The organism is Streptomyces sp. B8-7 (genome assembly GCF_058833805.1).
The window spans coordinates 973,883-991,551 of record NZ_JBYRRL010000001.1 but is presented as its reverse complement, the minus strand read 5'-3'; the positions used below and the strand labels follow the sequence as shown (position 1 = coordinate 991,551).

Here is a 17,669-nt window from a genome sequence, read left to right as displayed (position 1 = left end):
CCGTCGGCTACGCGGCGGGGGTGAGTTCGGCGCGGCCGAACAGCAGCGCGTAGCCGGAGGGGAGCTGCCGCAGTATGCGGGTCAGCAGGTCGGGGCCGGCACAGGCCGCGACGGCGGAGAAGACGGACCCGGTGTCCCAGCGGGTGGTACCCAGGGAGGCCCCGCTGCGGGCGGCGAGGTCCTTGACGAAGGCCCAGCCGCCCAGCGGCCGGACGTCCGGGACCTGGGCGGTGAGGATGCGGGCGGCTTCGAGGGGCAGGCGGGAGGCCAGTTCGACGCGTTCGTCGCCGGTCAGCTGGCGCCCCAGTCCCGCGAGGACGAGGCGGACGGCCTCCTCGGCCCTCTCGCGGGTCGGGTAGGCGCCTTCGTGGCGGACCTGCTCCAGCAGGTGCTCGTACGCCCTCCCGTAGGGCTGCTGGAGCGGCGCACTCTGCTCGGACATCACTGCGGTGGTTGCCTTTCTGTCACCAGGGTCGTGGTGACCGGTGAGCGGTCACCGGGGGTCGTGGTGACCGGCACGCGGTCACCGGGGGTCGTGGTGACCGGCACGCGGTCACCAGAGTCGTGCCGGCCGACGTACGGCCACCGGGGTCGTGGCGACCGGCCTGCGGCCACCGGGACAAGCCGGTTGACCGGCCTGCGACCACCCAGGGCGGGCAGCCGCACCGACGTACGGCCACCGGGGTCGTGGTGACCAGCCTGCGGCCACCGGGACAAGCCGGTTGACCGGCCTGCGGCCACCCGGGGCGGGCAGCCGCACCGGCCTGCGGCCACCAGTGTCGTGGTGACCAGCCTGCGGCCACCGGGACAAGCCGGTTGACCGGCCTGCGACCACCCAGGGCGGGCAGCCGCACCGGCCTGCGGCCGCCGGGGTCGTGGTGACCAGCCTGCGGCCACCGGGACAGGCCGGTTGGCCGGTGCGCGGTCACTCGGGGCGGGCGGCCGGACCGGTGGGCTGGGGCCGGCCGAAGAGGAGGTCGTAGCCCGCGGGGAGCTGGAGCAGGATCTCCCGGAGGAGGTCGTCGCCGACGGCGTCGGCGGCCGTGGACAGGACGGCACCGACATCCCAGGCCGCGGTCTGTTCGGTGGCTCCCTCGATCCAGGCCGCGGTCGCCCGCACGAACCGCTCCGGGGGCAGCGGTTCGGCGCTCTGCAGCGGGTTGAGCAGGATCAGCGCGAAGCCCTCCGGCAGACGCGCCGCCAGCCGGGCACGCACCTGGCCGACCAGGTGTGCGCCCAGCAGGGCGAGCACCACCCGGGCCGCGCGTTCGGCCTCCTGCAGGGTCGCGTACTCGCCGCGCTCCTTCACCTGGTCGAGGAACGCCTCGCGCCGCACCGTCATGACGACCGCCACCCTCCTCGGGTCCACGGGCGCGGAGGACGGGCGTGGGGGGAGTTCACCCGCCCTCCGTCGCCGCTCAGCCCTCGTCCGTCCGGCTCAGCCGGAGATCTCCTTGCGGCCGGCTCCGACGCCGATGGCGATCTTGCGGGGCTTGGCGCGCTCGGCGATCGGGATGCGCAGGGTGAGCACGCCCGCCTCGTAGTCGGCCTGGATGTGCTCGGTGTCCAGCGTGTCGGCCAGCACGATCTGGCGGGAGAAGACGCCCAGCGGCCGTTCCGACAGTTCCATCTGCACGTCGTCGGCCTTCGCCAGGGGGCGGCGCTCGGCCTTGACGGTCAGCATGTTGCGCTCGACGTCGATGTCGATCGCGTCCGCGCTGACGCCGGGGATGTCGAAGGCCACCACGTACTGGTCGCCCTCGCGGTAGGCGTCCATCGGCATCGGGGACGGCCTGGACCAGGTACCCGGTCCCATCAGCTGCTGGGCCAGCCGGTCCAGCTCACGGAAGGGGTCGGTGCGCATCAACATCGGAAAACACCTCCAGTGGGTTCGGGCAGTTGCTGCCAATGCGCCTCACTGCAACCGTTGTAACATGTCATCCAGTGGATGACAAACAAGGAGTCGTCCAAAGGATGACTCCGGGACGACTCCAGGAGGAAGGTGCCCATGACCCCGGCCGACCAGCCGGCATCGTCCAGCGCCGACGCACACAGCCCGGCGTCGTTCCTCGCCGCCGCGGCGGCCCTCCGGGCCATAGACGACGCCCTGCACACGGCCCGGCACGAGGACCCCGGCCCTCCCGGGACGCACGACGTCGGCCCGGAGCAGGCCCTGGCCTCGCTGCTGCTGCTGCGGCAGGTGCGCGAGCAGCTCGCCGGGTGGGAGACCGGCCTGATCGAGACCGCCCGCCACGCGGGCGCCAGCTGGGCCGACCTCGCCCACCCCCTCGGCGTGGCCAGCCGCCAGGCCGCCGAACGCCGCTACCTGCGCGGCCGCCCCGGTCCCGCCGGAACCACCGGCGAACAGCGCGTCCAGGCCACCCGGGAACGCCGCGCCGCCGAACGCCGCGCCTCCATCCGGGCCCGGCGCAACGCCGCCGACCTGCGCCGTGTGGCCGGCCAGATCACCGCCCTGACGGACCTGCCCGCCGCGGCCCGCCTTCCGCTCAGCCGGCTCCACGCGGCCCTCGCCGAGGACGACCCCGCCGAGCTCGTGCGCCCCCTCGACGCCACCCGCCCCTACCTGGCCGACGCCCACCCCGGCCTCGCCGCACAACTCGACGCCCTCACCCGCTGACCCGCACCCCGCGCCGGGCCCGTCGGCGCCGCCGTGCCGGGCAGGTCAGCCCGCGACCGCCTCCACGAGGCTCCACAGGCCGAGGCCCAGCATCAGCAGGGCGGCGACCTGGGTGACGAGCCGCAGCGGGACGCGCCGCATGAGGGCCCGCCCGCCGACGATGCCGAGCCCCGCGACGGCCCACAGGGCGAGGACCGCACCGAGGCCGACCGAGAGGGGGTCGTCGTAGCGGGCGGCGAGGTTGGCGGTCATGATCTGCGTGAGGTCGCCGAACTCGGCGATCAGCACGATCATGAACCCGGTCCCGGCGACCTTCGCGAAGGACTGGTTCTCCGGCCGGCGCACCTCCTCCTCGTCCTCACCCCTCTTCATCAGCAGCACGGCGGCGCCGCCCAGGAAGAGCACGCCGGTGAGGGCGGACAGGATCCGCGCGGGCAGCAGGGTGAGCACGCTGCCGGCCGCGACGGCGAGCGCGACGTGCAGCACGAAGGCGGCGGCGACACCGGCGAAGACGTACGAGGCGCGGTAGCGGGTGCCGAGGACGAGGCCGGCGAGCGCGGTCTTGTCGGGAAGCTCGGCCAGGAGGACGACGCCGAAGACAAGCGCCGTGACAGTGGGACTGATCAACGTTCCGCAATCGGTCGGGGCCGTCCCACCGGGCCGGCAGCACCGCCCCTGCGGGCACGACCTCGGCAAGAGCGGCACACGTCACCCCTGCCGGACGGCACGGGTGTGCACTGCTTGCCGAAGGTCTCGCTGACCGGTCCTCGACGAGGTCCGGCTCCGGGCGCCGGCCCAGCTGAGCTGAGCAGTATGTCGACGGTCCCGGCGAGGAGCTACTCCCCTTCTGCGCGGCCCATCGTACGCGCGGAAAGTTCAGTGCTGCACCTTGTCGTGTCATGAACACGTCATTAGCTTCTCATCTCGCGCACATCCGTACGCAACGCGGTACCGCGAGCATTCCCACGCTCGCCCACCAACACCCCCACACCGCCAGGGAGTTCGCATGTCCAGGTGCTACGCGCGTCGACGGCTGGGCACGCTCGCCGCGCTCACCGCCCTCATAGCCTCGGCCGCCCTCGTGAACGGCCCCTCCGCCTCCGCCGCGCTCCCCACCCCGGTCAGCGGCGCCACCGCCCACGGCTACCTCGCCGCGCTCACCGTCGCCGCCGAGAACCGCACCGGCTACAACCGCGACCTCTTCCCGCACTGGATCACCGTCTCCGGCACCTGCAACACCCGGGAGACGGTCCTCAAGCGCGACGGCTCCGACGTCGTCACCAACTCCTCCTGCGCCGCCACGAGCGGCAGCTGGTACTCCCCCTACGACGGCGCCACCTGGTACGCCGCCTCCGACGTCGACATCGACCACCTCGTCCCGCTCGCCGAGGCCTGGGACTCGGGCGCGGGAAACTGGACCACGTCCAAGCGGCGGGCCTTCGCCAACGACCTCACCCGCCCCCAGCTCATCGCCGTCACCGACAACGTCAACCAGTCCAAGGGCGACCGGGACCCGGCCACCTGGATGCCCTCCCGCACCGCCTACCGCTGCACCTACGTACGCGCCTGGGTCCAGGTGAAGTACTACTACGGCCTCTCCGTCGACCCCGCCGAGAAGGCCGCCCTGCAGAACCACCTCGCCTCCTGCTGAGCCCGGCCGGACCGCCGCCGGCCCGCGCCCCGGCCGGGGGCTCCCGCCACGCCGGGAGTTCCTCCGCGGGGGAACTCCTCCGCCCGGGATCCCCCCTCCGGCCTCCGTCGTTCCCGTACCGTTACGGGGCGACGGGGAGGGGCGTGGAAAGGGTGGAGAGGGGCGTGACGTGGCGGGACTCCGGCTCGGACCACTGCTGAGGTACACCGGCGGCTCGTCCGCGACCGTCTGGGTCGAGACGAGCCGCCCCTGCACCGCCGAGGTGCGCTGCGCCGACGGCTCCGGCGGCAGCACCCGCACCTTCCAGATCGCCGGGCACCACTACGCCCTGGTCGAGGTGAACGGCCTCACCCCCGGCAGGTCCACGCCGTACGAGGTGTACCTCGACGGCACGCGCGCCTGGCCGTCGGCCGGCTCCCCCTTCCCGCCGTCCGAGATCCGCACCAGGAGGATCCACCGGGACGCGGCCGGGGCGGCGGGAGCGCAGGCGGCCGCAGCGGGGGCCTCCGGCGGGGCGGCCTCCGGCGCGGGGGCCGGCGACGGGGACACGGCCGGGCCGCTGCGCATCGCCTTCGGCTCCTGCCGGTGGGCCGCTCCCCCGGCCGGCGGGAGCGACCCGGCCGGACCCGACGCCCTGGACGCGCTCGCCGCGCGCCTGGCGGCCGGCCGTATGTCCGAGCGGCCCGACGTCCTGCTGCTGCTCGGCGACCAGGTGTACGCCGACGAGACCTCCCGGGCCACCCGCCGCTGGCTGGCCGCCCGCCGCGACCTGTCGGAACCTCCGGGCAGCGAGGTCGCGGACTTCGAGGAGTACACCCGCCTGTACCACGAGTCCTGGCTCGACCCGGAGGTGCGCTGGCTGCTGTCCACCGTGCCCACGTGCATGATCTTCGACGACCACGACGTCATCGACGACTGGAACACCTCCGCCGCCTGGCTCGCCGACATGCGGGCCACGCCCTGGTGGCGGGAGCGGGTGCTCAGCGGCCTCATGTCGTACTGGGTGCACCAGCACCTCGGCAATCTCACCCCCGCCGACCTGGCCGCCGACCCGCTCTACGCCGCCGTGCGCGAAACCCCCGACGGCACCGAGGCGTTGCGTGCCTTCGCCTGCCGCGCGGACACCGACCCGGCCTCGGTGCGCTGGAGCTACCGCCGCGACTTCGGGCGCGTCCGGGTGCTGATGGTGGACAGCCGGGCGGGCCGCGTCCTGGCCGAGCCCGAGCGCGCCATGCTCGACCCGGGCGAGGCACGGTGGCTGCGCGCACAGGCCCTGGACACCCCGGACGAGTGCGACCACCTCCTGATCGGCACCTCCCTGCCCTGGCTGCTGCCACAGCTCGTGCACGACGCCGAGGGCTGGAGCGCCGCGCTGTGCCGGGGGGAGAAGGGGCCGCGCTGGGCGCGGTTCGGGGAGCGGCTGCGGCGGGCGGCGGACCTGGAGCACTGGGCGGCGTTCCCCGAGTCCTTCGAGGCGCTGACCGCCCTGGTCGCCGAGGCAGGGTCCGGGCCGCGGGCCCCCGCGACCGTGCTGGTGCTGTCCGGCGACGTCCACCACGCCTACCTCGCCGAACCGGCCTGGCCCCGGCACAGCGGCCGTCCCGCCGCCCGGGTCCTCCAGCTGACCTGCTCCCCGGTGCGCAACGCCGTGCCGCTGTCCATGCGGCTCGGCTTCCGGTTCGGCTGGAGCCGGCTCGCCCGGGCGCTGGGCCGCCGGTTCGCGGGGCACGGGCGGGTGCCGAAGCCTTCGGTCGACTGGCACCGGCGGGGCGGGCCGTGGTTCGGGAACCAGCTGATGACCCTCACCCTCCACGGCCGCGAGGCCACCCTGCGCCTGGACCAGGCCCGCGCCGTCCGCCCCGGCCGAGGCGGGAGCGGGGCCGCGGGCGAGGGCAAGGGCCAGGCACGGCTGGCGACGGTGGCGGAGACGCCGCTCACCCCGCCCTGACACCGGGCGGCGGTCCAAGCGGCGGTCCGGGCGGCGGCACCGCGGGCCGCGGACCGGGCCGGACGGGGCGGCGCGGGGCGCACCCGGGCGAGGCGGGAGAAGGCGGCCGCCACCGCAAGACGACGGCAGGGGACCGGGACGGCACGACCCGCGACCGCACGGCACGGCACACGACCGGCACGGCACGCGACCGGGGCGGCACGGCACGTGACCGGGGCGCGGGCGGCACGTGACCGGGGCGCGGGCGGCACTGTCCTCCGGAGCGGCACCGGACCGCTCCGGGACCGGCGTCGGCCCCGGCTCCTCGGCCGGCCGTCAGTCCGCGACCCAGCCGAAGGGCACGGTGAAGCAGGCCACCCGGGCGCCCTTGCTGCCGGGTTCGTCGTGGAGGACGACGGAGGACGCCTCCCCCTGCCGGAAGCCCCAGTCGTGGTGGGCGACCGCCCGCCCGGCGCCGTCCGCACCGGGAGTGACGTCCAGCCAGACCTCGTTGCCTTCGCTGACGTGGTGTTCGCCGGCACCCGGCTCGTGCTGGTAGTGCCCCCCGGCCGCGGCGGGGTCGGCGGTGCAGGGCTTCTGGTGGACGTGGACGCCGTAGGCGTGTCCCGGCCTCAGACCCGCCACCCGCAGCCTCACGGTCGTGTCGCCCCGGGGCGCCGTGTGCTGGCTGACCCCGATCCAGGCGGCGGCCGGGACGAGGTCCGTGTCATACGTCAGCGCCGCCGAGCGGACGAGCGCGCCGGGTGGCGCGAACCGCGCCTCCGTACGCATCCGGTACCCGGCCGTACGGTCCCCCCGACCGGGCGGGTAGGCGGCGACGGCGGGGCGGGCGGGGCCGTCCGCCCGGGCGGTCGTACGAGCGGCCTCGGGGGTGGACGCGGAGATGGACGCGGGGGTGGACGCGGGGGTCGCGGCCGTTCCGTCGGTCGCGGCGGACGGGGCGACCCCGGCCGCGAGCAGAACGGCGGCGAGGGCTCCGGTGCCTATACCTGCCAGCATGATCTGTACCGTTCCTCACATTTAGTGATGTTCATGCCGATCTCCGGCACATACCCCTCTACCGTTGCCGCGGGACGCCCGTCGCCGCCCCTCCGCCGTGGCAGCCGGGTGAAACCCGCCTGAGGGCGAGGCACCCGGCCGGGCCGCAGGAGGGTCGTGCGGGCGGCGACGGCGGGCGCGGGGCAGCGACCGGCGCGACGCCGCACACGTCGCACGAACCCCCTGTGCCTCTTCCGTCACATCGCGGGCGTACGCTGTACGGCTGTCGAGGCTCCCTTCGCCGCAGCCCGCGCACCGACGCGGCGGGGCCGGGCCAACGGGGGGAATGACGGGGAGTCTTCGTGTTCGAGAGTCTGGGCCTGCTGGCCGGAACGCCATGGATCTACGCCCTGGTGGGCGCGTCGGTCCTGCTCGACGTGTTCCTGCCGGTGCTGCCGAGCGGCGTACTGGTGATCATGGGCGCCACGGCGGCCGCGGCCGGTTCGGGCGCGGCGACCGGGCGCGTCCCCGACGACGTCCCCGACATCCTGGCCCTGACCCTGTGTGCCGCGACCGCCTCCGTGCTCGGCGATCTCGTGGCGTACCGGCTGGCCTGGCGCGACGGCAGCCGGGTGGCCCGCACCATCGCCCGCTCGCGCCGCCTGTCCCGCGCGCAGGAACGGCTCGGCTCGGCTCTCGCCCGCGGCGGCGGGGTGCTCGTCGTCCTCGCCCGGTTCGCCCCGGCCGGCCGCTCCGTGGTCTCCCTCGGCGCGGGCGCCGCCCACAGCCGCGCCCGCGACTTCCTGCCCTGGTCGGCCCTGGCGGGCCTGTCCTGGGCCGCGTACAGCGTGGCCCTCGGCTACTTCGGCGCGCACTGGCTGGGCGCGGGGTGGCTGGCGACCGGCGTGTCCGTCCTCGCCCTGTTCGGAGCCGGTTCCGGTGCCGCCTACCTGATGCGCCGCCCCGCCCCGTCGACGGAAGCGGCGTAGCACCGGAACGGCGTCGGCGGAACGGCACCGGCGGGGGAACCGGTGGCGGGCGGGGGCCGGACGGCGCCGGCAGAGGCGGGAACCGGGCGGCGTCGGCAGGGGCGGGGGCCGGGCGGCGTCGGCAGGGGGCCGGCCGGCGAGTGGAGGATCCGGGCCGGCCGGGGCGCCGGGCAGGCCGGCGGTCCCCCTCTTCACCTCGCCGTCAGCTCGCCCGGCGGGCGGGGGTGTGGCCCCGAACCTCCAGTCCGGCGAGGAGTTCGGCCGTGGCCTGGGTGACGGCGTCCACCGCGCGGTCGAAGACCTCGCGGTTGTGGGCGGCCGGGGCGCGGAAGCCCGACACCTTGCGGACGTACTGGAGAGCGGCGGCCCGGATCTCCTCCGGCGTCGCCTCCTCGGGCAGCGCGGGCGGGCGAAGCGTCTTGATGCTGCGGCACATGTCTCAAGTCTCCCGCCGGCGCCCGGCGCGCGCAGTCGAAGACGCCAACCCGCCCCGTGGGCGGCCGGCGGGCGGCCGGGGCCCGCGTCCCGCCCCGCGCCGGACGCGCGGCGGCCGCCCTCGGCCCCGGCGACGCCCCCCTTCGCCTCCCCCTTCGCCTCCCCCTTCCCTCCCCCCTTCCCCTCCGCCTCCGCCGCCTGTGATGATCAACGTCGAGGCGGCCACCGCACCGGGGCCGACCGACGACAAGGAGCCACACCTCATGGCACACGACGAACTCACCGTCGCCGTACTGGGTCCGGGCGGCGTGGGAGGCCTGCTCGCGGCCCTGCTGTCCCGCCGGGGACACCGGGTGATCTGCCTGGCGGGCGAGGGGACGGCCGACGCGCTGCGCACGTCGGGCATCCGGGTGCGCAGCACCGTCCACGGCGACTTCCACGCCCGCGTGGAGGCCGGGACGGAGCTGCGCGAACCGGTGGACGCCTGCCTGGTCGCGGTGAAGGCCACCGCCCTGGACGCGGCACTCGCGCGCGTGCCGGCCGAGACGCTGGACAAGGGCCTGCTGGTGCCCTTCCTGAACGGCGTGGAGCACCCGGCCGCACTGCGGGAACGGTACGGCGCGGAGCGCGTCGCACCCGCGGTGATCCGGGTGGAGTCGACGCGGGTGGCACCGGGAGAGATCGCGCACACCAGCCCCTTCACCGAGATCGACCTGGCCGGCGACGCGGTACCCGGGGAGCGGCTCTCCGCCCTCGCGGCGGCCCTGGACGCAGCCGGCCCGGCCACCCGGGTCGCGGCCGACGAGGCGGCGGCCCTGTGGGCGAAGATGGCCTTCCTCGCCCCCTTCGCGCTCCTCACCACGCGCTACGGCCTCCCGCTGGGCGAGATCCGTACCGAGCACCGGACGGAACTGGCCGCGCTGGTGGCGGAGACCGCCGCGGTCAGCGGCGCGGACGGCGGCCCCGCGGACCCCGAGGGCGCACTCGCCCGCTACGACGCCTTCCCGCCGTCCGCCAAGTCCTCCATGCAGCGCGACGCGGAGGCGGGCAGACCCCTCGAACTGGACGCGATCGGCGGGGCGTTGCTGCGAGCGGCGGACCGCCACGGGGTGCCGGTGCCGGTGGCGCGGCGGCTCATGGAGGAACTCCGCTCCGCACAGGACTGAGCCCCGGGCCCACCGGGCACCGTCGCCCCCTCAGGGCCCCTCGGAGCGCCTTGGAGCGCCTTGGAGCGCCTTGGAGCGCCGGAAGCGGGGTGGTCGTCGCGGCGACCACCCCGCTTCCGGCCCGACGGGCACCCCCGTCCCTCCCCGCCGACGCCGACGAGCGACCCGACGGCGACCGCCACGACCCGGCACCCGACGGCGACCGCCACGACCCGGCACCCGACGGCGACCGCCACGGCCCGGCACCCGACGGCGATCGCCACGGCCCGGCACCCGACGGTGATCGTCAGGGTCGAGGACCCGAAGGCGCTCCTCACCGCGGGCACCTGCCGGCGATCGGCCAGCCACGTCGGCGACCAGCCCACGACCGCATGCGAACACCCAACCGGAACACCCGTTCGCGTGAACCGCACGCGGTAACTCGCCGCACGAAATCGAACAGGCGTAGCATTGTCGTGTGGCAACGACCTATGACTTCCCTAGCGACCTCCTCGCCGGTCAGGAGGAGCTGCATCAGGTCCGGTCCGAGCTGTCGGCCCTGCTGAAAAGACTCCCCTGGTCGGTCGAACCGTCCGAAGGCTTCAGCGACACCGGCGGCTGGCGCCGGGTCGAGCGCCCGGCGTCCCCCGGCTGGACACAGGACGAGCAGGCCGAGGTGGAGAAGCTGCGGCGCCGGGAACACGAGCTGGCGGTGTTCGTCACCACCCACCGCTACTGGTCGGAGATCACCGGTCCGGACCGGGTGGCGGCCCGCTCCCAGCTCAAGCACGCCCGCCCGGCCGCCGGAGAGGGCTGACCGCCGGGCAAGCGGCGCACAGCCTTCCCGGAGCGCCGCCCCGTGAGGGCGCGGCTCCAGCCCGGTCACCGGCTCGCCCTCATCCGCGACGGCGAGATCCGGGATGGCCGTCGGCCGTCCGCAGACGACCCTGTCTCCTCCGCGTCTCCTCCGCGTCTCCTCCACAGCGCCCTGCGGCCGCCCAACGGCGGCACACAGGCTCCCTCTTGACGGGTGATCCGCGATAACTCGTTCGAGATCCGGCACCCCTCTGCCCTACGGTGGGGCGCAGCCCAGGTGCGCAGGCAACGGCTACTTCGACTGCTGATCGAGTGGTTGCAGGTTCGAGTCCTGTCACCGGCTCCGGCCGGTGTAGCTCAACCGGAAGAGCGCTACGTACCGTCGCCGACTCGACCTCTGGGCCCACAACTTCACATCGCACCTCCCGGTGCGCAGGCAACGGCTACTTCTCCTCTCAAGAGAGAAACGCGGGTTCGAATCCCGTCGCCGGTTCACGGCCGGTGTCGTCCAGCGGCCCAGGACACCACGTACCGTCGCCGACTTGATCTCGGGAGGCACAAGCGCCGGGGCGCCCGGTGCGCAGGCGACGGCTACTTCGATTCGGGATCGAGCGGTCAAGGTTCAAGTCCTGGCGGCCGACCAGAGGTCGGCTGTGGTGCAACGGCAGCACGCTACGTACCGTCGCCGCTCTGATCTCGGGCGCCCCCGCTCACCGCCTCCTCCAGCCCAGCAGAGGAGGCTTCCTCATGTCCCGCTTGTCCCGCTTCAACACCCGCACCTCTCGTCCGGTCGCACGCGGCCCGGTCACCACGACCGGCGAGCGCACCACCACCCACGAGGGCGGCGCCGCCCATGTCCGCGACGCGAAGAGCGACCTGTTCCTCCTCGCGGTGACCAACATGGCCGGACAGGACACCTTCTACGAGAAGGCCGGCGAGCGGGACGGCCGGTTCCGCGGTCTGGTCCGCCGGCTTGCCGTGGAGGACCCCGCTTGGACGGCCGGCCTGCTCGGATGGCTGCGGGGCTCGGCGAACATGCGCACGGCCGCCGCGGTCGGCGCGGCGGAGTTCGTGCAGGCGCGGCTCGCCGCCGGGGCCCGCGAGGAGCCGGCGCCGGACGCCCGGGCCGCGAACGCCGGGGCCGCGAACGCCGGGGGCGGCGGCTGGAACCGGCGCGTCATCGCGTCCGTCCTCCAGCGCGCCGACGAGCCCGGCGAGCTGCTCGGCTACTGGACGTCCCGTTACGGCCGCCGCCTGCCGAAGCCCGTGAAGCGGGGTGTCGCCGACGCCGTCCAGCGCCTCTACAGCGGCAGGGCGCTGCTCAAGTACGACACGGCGTCGAAGGGCTACCGCTTCGGCGACGTGCTGAACCTGGTGCACGCCGCACCGGACCCCGCCAAGCCGTGGCAGGGTGAGCTGTTCCGCTACGCCCTGGACCGGCGGCATCACCCGGACACCGCGGAGGCCCCCGGCTCGAACCGGACGCTGACCGCGCACCGCGAGCTGATGGCGCTGCCCGTCGCCGAGCGGCGGGCCATGGTGACCGGGCCGGGCGGAGCGGACCGGCTGAAGGCGGCCGGGATGACGTGGGAGGCTCTGGCGGGCTGGCTCCAGGGGCCCATGGACGCCGCCGCCTGGGAGGCCGTCATCCCCTCCATGGGGCTGATGGCGCTGACCCGCAACCTGCGCAACTTCGACGCGGCCGGAGTCTCGGACGCCGTCGCCGCGCAGGTGTGTGCGCGCCTGGCGGACCCGGAGGAGGTGCGCCGGTCCCGGCAGTTCCCGTTCCGGTTCCTGTCCGCGTACCGGGCCGCGCCGTCGCTGCGCTGGGGCCACGCCCTGGAGCAGGCGCTGACCGCGTCCACAGCGAACGTCCCGGCCCTGCCGGGCCGCACCCTGGTCCTGGTCGACACCTCGGCGTCCATGCGCGGCAGCGTGTCGGCGAGGAGCGAGATCCGGCACGTGGACGTCGGAGCCCTGTTCGCGGTAGCCCTGGCCGCGCGTGGCTGCCACGTCGACCTGGTCGGCTACGCGGACCGCACGTTCCGGCACCCGCTGGTCGAGGGCGGCAGCGTGCTGCGGCAGGCCGACGCGTTCTGCCGGCGGATCGGGAAGGTCGGCCACGGCACCGAGACCGTCGCGGCCCTGCGGTCGGCGTTCGACCGGCACGACCGGGTCGTCATCGTGTCGGACATGCAGGCCTTCGCCCACCCGGGCCATGGTGGCCTCGGCTTCGGTTCCGGCTGGTTCGGGGCGGGCCGGGCGGCGTCGCAGACGTCGGTGTCCGAGGCGGTCCCGGCCGACGTGCCGATGATCGGGATCAACACGACCGGCTATGCGAAGGCCTCGGTCGACACCGGCGCGCCGCACCGGTACGAGGTCGGAGGGTTCTCCGACAAGCTGTTCACGACCGTGGACCTGCTCTCCCGGGGCCGGGACGCGGGATGGCCCTGGGAGCAGTGACCGCACGCCACACCCCGCCCCGTATCGACGGCAGGCGCCGGTCACAGAGCCCCGGCCGACGCCTGTGCCCGCGGCCGCATCGTGGTGCCCGGCGGGCGCGCGGGAGCCGATCCCAACCCCTGGGCGAGGACCCCTCTCGGGCCCTGCCGCGCGCTGCGATGCGGCAGGGCCCCTTCGTCATGCCTGGGCCCAGCGAGGACCGAGCGCACGACGGGCCCGGCCGATGACGAGCTGCGCGTCCGCGCCGTACACCGCCGACTCACTGAGCGTCTGCCACACCCGCAGGTACGTCGCCACCGAGTCGGCATCGTCGAGCCATACCTCCGCGTGCCAGTCCTCCGCGATGACCAGCCGCTCATCGAGAACCCAGAACCCGTTCGCAGCGGGGATCTTCAGGGACGCCCCCAGCGGCACGACGCCGAGCTCGACGGTGTCCAGACCGACAGTGCCCGCGAGCCGGTCGAGCTGCGCAGCAAGCACAGCCGGCGAACAGACCAGCGCGTGCAAGGCCGCCTCCCAGACCAGCGCGCGGAACTGACGGCCCGCCTCGTACAGCCACGCCTGCCTCTGAAGGCGGGCCCGTACCGCGTCTTCGGTGTCTCGCTTGGTCCCGTGCAGATCGGCATAGCGCAGGAACATGGAGCGCGCGTAGTCGGCGGTCTGGAGCATGCCGGGGACGACGGCCTCTTCCCAGGCGTGGATGACCGTGGTGCGGCTGACGGCAAGGTTCCAGCCGTCCTGGACGGGCCGGTGCCCTGACGCGAGCTGGCGCCGCCAGGAGCGGATGTGGGACTCGAATCCCCTGAGCCGCGACAGCAGTTCCTCAGCTACTTCCGGCTGGCCGACTGCCTCGGCCCATGCCTGCACGTCGTCGGCCGTTGCGGTCTGCCGGCCGCCCTCCAGCTTGTACACCTTGGAGTGCGGCCAGCTCAGCCGCGCGGCAAGCTCCGTCCCGGTGAGCCGACCGCCAGAGGCCGAGAGGCGGAGTTCCCTCAGGCGCAGGCCGAGCGCCTCGCGTGCCTGCTGGTAGTCGGTGCTCACCGGTGCCGGGTCAGCCGTTCATCTGCGCGGTGAAAGCGTCGTAGGGCAGGGACGCGTGCACGGCTGCGTCGCGGACCTGGCAGTAGCGCAGCACCTCGCCGGGCTCGGTGACGATCTCCACGTCGTGGAAGACGTCCTGGTCGTCGAAGCGGAGGATGGCGACCAGCCGCGAGTCGAAGAGCCAGAAGTCTTCGGCGGGCAGGTGCACCTGGTCAGCCGTGTCGCGCCACAGGTTGCGGACGTCCTCGCCAGTGGCGGCGTTGCACCGGGCGTAGCTGAGGAGGAACAGCTGTCCGTCGGTCGGCGGACTGTCGACGACGCGGACGCGGCCGACGTACTTCCCGGCCGCTGTCTGCCTGCGGATGTTCTGGCACCAGTCACTGTCGAGGTCACACGGCGCTTCGCCGGTGGCAAGGAACGCGTCGAAGCCGAGGTCTTCGCGGTCGGAGGCGTAGCCGCGGCGCGTCTCCAGGTGCCATGCCGAGTGCTCGAAGGTGTGGAAGAGCCGACCGAACTCCTCGGGCCCGACCAGCTTGGGCACGCGGCTCATCTCCTTGGGGCCGTGGTTCACGAGCAGCTCGCGGGGGACGGCCACCGCGGCGTCGTCCGGCCCGAGGTGCTGTAGCTGTGCCAGGTCTGCAGGGTCGGTGACCGGCCGCCCCTGGACGATGATCTCACCGCTGTCGACGTTCTCGTGCACAGCCGGGCAGCTGCCGTTCTTGCTGTCGGTGCCGTTGAACCGCAGTCGTCGTGCCATGGGTTGGCCCCTTCTGTCGCTGGTGCACCCAGCTTCGCCAGGCTCAACGCCTCGGTTCTACAGCGTGCACCCTGCCGTGTGAGACCACACCGGAACATTCGGCCAGACCTTGAGAACATTCGAGAACATCGCCTGGCAGCCCCCGCTCTTCGCTTCCTAGCGTCCTGTTCATGGCCGATACCGATGTGCTGCCGCACAGGGACGACGTCGACCCGTTCACGGCGACGGAGTCGCTGCGCGCCGCGCTCGACCAGGCCGGGACCGTCCTGCTCTCCCTCACCGCGGACCCCGGCTCACCCGCCCCGTATCTCGTCGACCTCGGACGCGTCCACGCGGACGTCGCCCTGAGACTCGCCACCGCACTCCAGCGAGGAGCAGCCGCGTGACCGACGCGTACAGGATCAGCGCCGTCCCCCCGAGCGTCGTGAGCGCGCTCGGCCTCCCCCCGCTGGAGGGGCTGACGGGGGGCCAGGCCCGGGGCGTCGAGTGCGTGTGGTGCCGCACGCCGCTCAGCACCGAGAGCGCCCTCGACATGGGCGAGCACGGCACCGCGGCCGACGGCCGGCGCTGGTACCCGCGCGCCTGCCACCCGTGTACGGGCGAGCAGGCGTACGGCGCCCTGTTCAGCCACGCACCGGGCTGCCGGGCGTGCACCGACTCCGGGGCAGGCTGCGACGTCGGCCGCACCCTGGTGCGCCTGGCCCGGCAGGGCCGCCGATGACGCAGGAGCAGCGGCCGCGGCCGCTGGCGGAGCGGCTGCGGGAGGCGGAGCGGTCCGCCGGCCGGGCGGGCGGCTACTGCTGGCTGGCGCACCCGGACGGCGGCGCGACCTGCACACGGCGCCCGCACAGCGACGGCCGGCACGTGGACCACTACAACGGCCGGACCTCCCACACGGACACGCACGGCACGGTGTGGGTGGAGTAGCCCGGGACCTGCGGCCGCTCCTACTGCCCCGTCGGGGTGGCCGCACCGGGATCCTGCGGCCGGCCGGTCATGGGCGGTGCGGGTCGTGGGTGGGAGCGGCCGCCCGACGGCGTGCAGGACCGGACGGCCACCCGACATGGGGACCGGCGCAAGCGGCTCGCGCCCCCCTGAACGCGCCGGGCGTCCCGGAGATGTCGCCCCTCCCCACGGCGTCCCGGCACAGGTGACCCCCGTCCTCCCGGTGGAGGGCGGGGGTCGCTGCTGTGGTGTCCGACCTGCCGCCTACGCAGTGATCGTTGAGGACGAACTCAGGAGGTGGGCTCTCGGAGTGAGCGTGTAGCGAGAGTGTGCGAGATCGCAGCCGCCCTGTCCGGCGGTAGCGCCTCTGAAGGCTCACACCACCGCCGGACGTGCGCGAGGAACCAGAACTACCAGGTGGGCGCGGACGGTTTCGAACCGCCGACATCCTGCTTGTAAGGCAGGCGCTCTACCCCTGAGCTACGCACCCGAGGACGAGTCGACAGCCTACATTGCCCGAGGCCGTGCCCCGCAAACCCGTATCGGGTGGACACGGGCCGCATGGGCGGGGAGCGCGGGCGGGAGCCCGCGACCCCGAGGACGCCCCTGAGCGCCTCTGGGGGATGTCCCCAGCAGAGATCCGGGAGCGGCCCGGATCCCCCGGGGTGCGCGCGGGCCGTACCGTCGAAGAGTCGCGCAGGCCAGGGGGCCGCGCACCCGGTTCACCAGGGGGAATGTCATGGGGCGCTCCATTCGGGCCCGCTCGGCCGTCATCGCCGCCGTCTGTGCGGCCGTCACCGCCGGAGCAGTGCTGACCGGCTGTTCCTCGCCGGACGACGACGCCGAGCCCGAGCACCGCTCCTTCGCCCTCCAGGGCCGCACCCTGACCGTCGACTCCGACGACTCCGAGCTGGAGCTGGTGGCCGTGGACGACGGGCGGCCGGGCCGGATCGAGGTCACCCGGTGGTTCGACGGCAGCGTGGTCCTCGGGGGCGACCCGAAGGTCACCTGGTCCATGAGCGGCGACCGGCTCACCCTGCGGCTGCACTGCTCCGGGTTCGTCGCCGACTGCAGCGCCCGGCACCGCGTCGAAGTGCCCCGCGGCGTCGCGGTGAAGGTCGAGGACGGCGACGGCAGCGTCCGCGCGAGCGGGTTCGAGGAGGCGCTCGGCATCCGCACCGGCGACGGCTCCGTGCGGGTCGCCGACAGCAGCGGCCCACTGGACCTGCACACCGGCGACGGGTCCATACGCGCCGACGTCGACGCCCGGGAGGTCCGCGTCAGCACCGGCGACGGTTCCGTCCACCTGGTGCTGGGCGTCGCGCCCGACCTCGTCCGGGCGCAGAGCGGCGACGGCTCCGTCACGGTCGAACTGCCGCGCGCCGCCTATCAAGTGAGCACCCGCACCGGGGACGGCCGGATCCGGGTCGACGTACCGCGCGCGGACTCCAGCAGCCATGTCGTCTCCGCCCGTACCGGCGACGGCAACATCACCCTCCGCACCCGCTGACCCGGGCCGCCCGTCCCCGGCAGCCGCCGAGGGAGGGGCTGCCGGTCGGACAGCGCCCGGCCGCTGACCACGGCCACCACCGCACCGGGCGGCCGGCCGCGGGAGCCAACCGCTGCCAGGAATGCAGCCCGGAATGCACCCCGGAATGCAGCCGGAACCGGACGGGAGGCGGAAGGACCCCCGTGGAGCGGCCCGGATCTCCGCGAGCGCACCTTCGCGACTGCGGAGCAGGGCTCGTCGGGGCCGGCGGGCTCCGGACGAATCCGGAACCCGCCGAGGCGGCACGGGCGGGTTCCGGTTGCCCTCCGGCCGCGGCGGGAGGAGGAGAGGAAGAGGGGAAGAGGCTCGCTGGG

General features: G+C 74.4%; 19 protein-coding genes and 2 tRNA genes. 12 read left to right on the top strand and 9 right to left on the bottom strand.

Annotated elements, in window-relative coordinates:
• Positions 1-7: 7 nt before the first annotated feature.
• From AC5K6T_RS04150 to AC5K6T_RS04140, 3 genes are all read right to left on the bottom strand, one after another.
• Positions 8-442, bottom strand: coding sequence for a DUF2267 domain-containing protein (locus tag AC5K6T_RS04150; protein ID WP_493205713.1), 435 nt, complete (start codon positions 440-442; stop codon positions 8-10).
• Between the two features lie 483 nt (positions 443-925).
• Positions 926-1,342: a DUF2267 domain-containing protein gene (locus AC5K6T_RS04145; RefSeq protein WP_493205712.1), complete on the bottom strand. Its 417-nt coding sequence runs from the start codon at positions 1,340-1,342 to the stop codon at positions 926-928.
• A gap of 96 nt (positions 1,343-1,438) precedes the next feature.
• Positions 1,439-1,870: an Hsp20/alpha crystallin family protein gene (locus tag AC5K6T_RS04140; protein WP_493205710.1), complete on the bottom strand. Its 432-nt coding sequence runs from the start codon at positions 1,868-1,870 to the stop codon at positions 1,439-1,441.
• Positions 1,871-2,008: 138 nt separating this feature from the next.
• Here AC5K6T_RS04140 and AC5K6T_RS04135 point away from each other — a divergent pair, with 138 nt between their 5' ends.
• Complete coding sequence (locus tag AC5K6T_RS04135) at positions 2,009-2,638, top strand: type III effector protein (protein WP_493205708.1); 630 nt, start codon at positions 2,009-2,011, stop codon at positions 2,636-2,638.
• Between the two features lie 45 nt (positions 2,639-2,683).
• On the opposite strand, the gene AC5K6T_RS04130 is transcribed toward AC5K6T_RS04135, so the two are convergent.
• A complete protein-coding gene (locus tag AC5K6T_RS04130; protein ID WP_493205707.1) occupies positions 2,684-3,265 on the bottom strand; it encodes a TMEM165/GDT1 family protein in 582 nt (193 codons plus the stop codon).
• 379 nt (positions 3,266-3,644) lie between these two features.
• Between AC5K6T_RS04130 and AC5K6T_RS04125 the strand changes: the two genes are divergently transcribed.
• Together AC5K6T_RS04125 and AC5K6T_RS04120 are read left to right on the top strand one after the other, a co-directional pair.
• Entirely contained in the window at positions 3,645-4,289 is a 645-nt protein-coding gene (locus AC5K6T_RS04125; RefSeq protein WP_493205705.1) for an HNH endonuclease family protein, read from the top strand.
• 169 nt (positions 4,290-4,458) lie between these two features.
• Positions 4,459-6,237 (top strand): alkaline phosphatase D family protein, encoded by a 1,779-nt coding sequence (locus AC5K6T_RS04120; RefSeq protein WP_493205703.1) that lies wholly within the window; start codon positions 4,459-4,461, stop codon positions 6,235-6,237.
• A gap of 315 nt (positions 6,238-6,552) precedes the next feature.
• Here the strand turns inward: AC5K6T_RS04120 and AC5K6T_RS04115 are convergent, their stop codons facing one another.
• Entirely contained in the window at positions 6,553-7,236 is a 684-nt protein-coding gene (locus AC5K6T_RS04115; RefSeq protein ID WP_493205702.1) for a superoxide dismutase family protein, read from the bottom strand.
• A 341-nt stretch (positions 7,237-7,577) separates the two neighbouring features.
• Between AC5K6T_RS04115 and AC5K6T_RS04110 the strand changes: the two genes are divergently transcribed.
• Positions 7,578-8,204 carry a DedA family protein gene (locus AC5K6T_RS04110; protein WP_493205700.1) on the top strand — a complete coding sequence of 209 codons (627 nt, stop codon included), beginning with the start codon at positions 7,578-7,580 and terminating at the stop codon, positions 8,202-8,204.
• 202 nt (positions 8,205-8,406) lie between these two features.
• Here AC5K6T_RS04110 and AC5K6T_RS04105 read toward each other — a convergent pair whose 3' ends face one another.
• On the bottom strand, positions 8,407-8,640 hold the full coding sequence (locus AC5K6T_RS04105) for a DUF2277 domain-containing protein (RefSeq protein WP_493205698.1): 234 nt from the start codon (positions 8,638-8,640) through the stop codon (positions 8,407-8,409).
• A 262-nt stretch (positions 8,641-8,902) separates the two neighbouring features.
• Here AC5K6T_RS04105 and AC5K6T_RS04100 point away from each other — a divergent pair, with 262 nt between their 5' ends.
• The 4 genes from AC5K6T_RS04100 (at position 8,903) to AC5K6T_RS04085 (ending at position 13,063) form a co-directional block, all read left to right on the top strand.
• Complete coding sequence (locus tag AC5K6T_RS04100) at positions 8,903-9,805, top strand: ketopantoate reductase family protein (RefSeq protein WP_493205696.1); 903 nt, start codon at positions 8,903-8,905, stop codon at positions 9,803-9,805.
• 457 nt (positions 9,806-10,262) lie between these two features.
• Positions 10,263-10,601, top strand: a complete 339-nt coding sequence (locus tag AC5K6T_RS04095) for a DUF8825 domain-containing protein (RefSeq protein WP_493205694.1) — start codon at positions 10,263-10,265, stop codon at positions 10,599-10,601.
• Positions 10,602-10,946: 345 nt separating this feature from the next.
• Positions 10,947-11,093 (top strand) — tRNA-OTHER (locus AC5K6T_RS04090).
• Positions 11,094-11,356: 263 nt separating this feature from the next.
• Complete coding sequence (locus AC5K6T_RS04085; RefSeq protein WP_493207325.1) at positions 11,357-13,063, top strand: TROVE domain-containing protein; 1,707 nt, start codon at positions 11,357-11,359, stop codon at positions 13,061-13,063.
• A 177-nt stretch (positions 13,064-13,240) separates the two neighbouring features.
• On the opposite strand, the gene AC5K6T_RS04080 is transcribed toward AC5K6T_RS04085, so the two are convergent.
• Positions 13,241-14,104 carry a DUF5753 domain-containing protein gene (locus AC5K6T_RS04080; RefSeq protein ID WP_493205692.1) on the bottom strand — a complete coding sequence of 288 codons (864 nt, stop codon included), beginning with the start codon at positions 14,102-14,104 and terminating at the stop codon, positions 13,241-13,243.
• A gap of 10 nt (positions 14,105-14,114) precedes the next feature.
• Positions 14,115-14,861: a DUF6879 family protein gene (locus tag AC5K6T_RS04075; protein ID WP_493205690.1), complete on the bottom strand. Its 747-nt coding sequence runs from the start codon at positions 14,859-14,861 to the stop codon at positions 14,115-14,117.
• A 170-nt stretch (positions 14,862-15,031) separates the two neighbouring features.
• On the opposite strand from AC5K6T_RS04075, the gene AC5K6T_RS04070 reads away from it, so the two are divergent.
• Genes AC5K6T_RS04070 through AC5K6T_RS04060 form a run of 3 tightly spaced genes read left to right on the top strand, consistent with a single transcriptional unit; the run spans position 15,032 to position 15,788 of the window.
• Positions 15,032-15,247 (top strand): hypothetical protein, encoded by a 216-nt coding sequence (locus tag AC5K6T_RS04070; RefSeq protein WP_493205688.1) that lies wholly within the window; start codon positions 15,032-15,034, stop codon positions 15,245-15,247.
• Complete coding sequence (locus tag AC5K6T_RS04065; RefSeq protein WP_493205686.1) at positions 15,244-15,582, top strand: hypothetical protein; 339 nt, start codon at positions 15,244-15,246, stop codon at positions 15,580-15,582. Before AC5K6T_RS04070 ends, AC5K6T_RS04065 begins: the two co-directional genes overlap by 4 nt.
• A complete protein-coding gene (locus AC5K6T_RS04060; protein WP_493205685.1) occupies positions 15,579-15,788 on the top strand; it encodes a hypothetical protein in 210 nt (69 codons plus the stop codon). Before AC5K6T_RS04065 ends, AC5K6T_RS04060 begins: the two co-directional genes overlap by 4 nt.
• A 436-nt stretch (positions 15,789-16,224) precedes the next feature.
• Here the strand turns inward: AC5K6T_RS04060 and AC5K6T_RS04055 are convergent.
• Positions 16,225-16,296: transfer RNA gene (locus tag AC5K6T_RS04055), tRNA-Val, on the bottom strand.
• A 249-nt stretch (positions 16,297-16,545) separates the two neighbouring features.
• On the opposite strand from AC5K6T_RS04055, the gene AC5K6T_RS04050 reads away from it, so the two are divergent.
• Positions 16,546-17,316, top strand: a complete 771-nt coding sequence (locus AC5K6T_RS04050; protein ID WP_493205683.1) for a DUF4097 family beta strand repeat-containing protein — start codon at positions 16,546-16,548, stop codon at positions 17,314-17,316.
• Positions 17,317-17,669 lie beyond the last annotated feature (353 nt).

Bases quoted from the DNA above. Each gene is read 5' to 3' on its own strand.
- AC5K6T_RS04145 (WP_493205712.1), bottom strand. From the start codon at position 1,342: ATGACGGTGCGGCGCGAGGCGTTCCTCGACCAGGTGAAGGAGCGCGGC.
- AC5K6T_RS04105 (WP_493205698.1), bottom strand. From the start codon at position 8,640: ATGTGCCGCAGCATCAAGACGCTTCGCCCGCCCGCGCTGCCCGAGGAG.
- AC5K6T_RS04125 (WP_493205705.1), top strand. From the start codon at position 3,645: ATGTCCAGGTGCTACGCGCGTCGACGGCTGGGCACGCTCGCCGCGCTC.
- AC5K6T_RS04140 (WP_493205710.1), bottom strand. From the start codon at position 1,870: ATGTTGATGCGCACCGACCCCTTCCGTGAGCTGGACCGGCTGGCCCAG.
- AC5K6T_RS04100 (WP_493205696.1), top strand. From the start codon at position 8,903: ATGGCACACGACGAACTCACCGTCGCCGTACTGGGTCCGGGCGGCGTG.
- AC5K6T_RS04075 (WP_493205690.1), bottom strand. From the start codon at position 14,861: ATGGCACGACGACTGCGGTTCAACGGCACCGACAGCAAGAACGGCAGC.
- AC5K6T_RS04150 (WP_493205713.1), bottom strand. From the start codon at position 442: ATGTCCGAGCAGAGTGCGCCGCTCCAGCAGCCCTACGGGAGGGCGTAC.
- AC5K6T_RS04060 (WP_493205685.1), top strand. From the start codon at position 15,579: ATGACGCAGGAGCAGCGGCCGCGGCCGCTGGCGGAGCGGCTGCGGGAG.
- AC5K6T_RS04050 (WP_493205683.1), top strand. From the start codon at position 16,546: ATGGGGCGCTCCATTCGGGCCCGCTCGGCCGTCATCGCCGCCGTCTGT.
- AC5K6T_RS04070 (WP_493205688.1), top strand. From the start codon at position 15,032: ATGGCCGATACCGATGTGCTGCCGCACAGGGACGACGTCGACCCGTTC.
- AC5K6T_RS04135 (WP_493205708.1), top strand. From the start codon at position 2,009: ATGACCCCGGCCGACCAGCCGGCATCGTCCAGCGCCGACGCACACAGC.
- AC5K6T_RS04115 (WP_493205702.1), bottom strand. From the start codon at position 7,236: ATGCTGGCAGGTATAGGCACCGGAGCCCTCGCCGCCGTTCTGCTCGCG.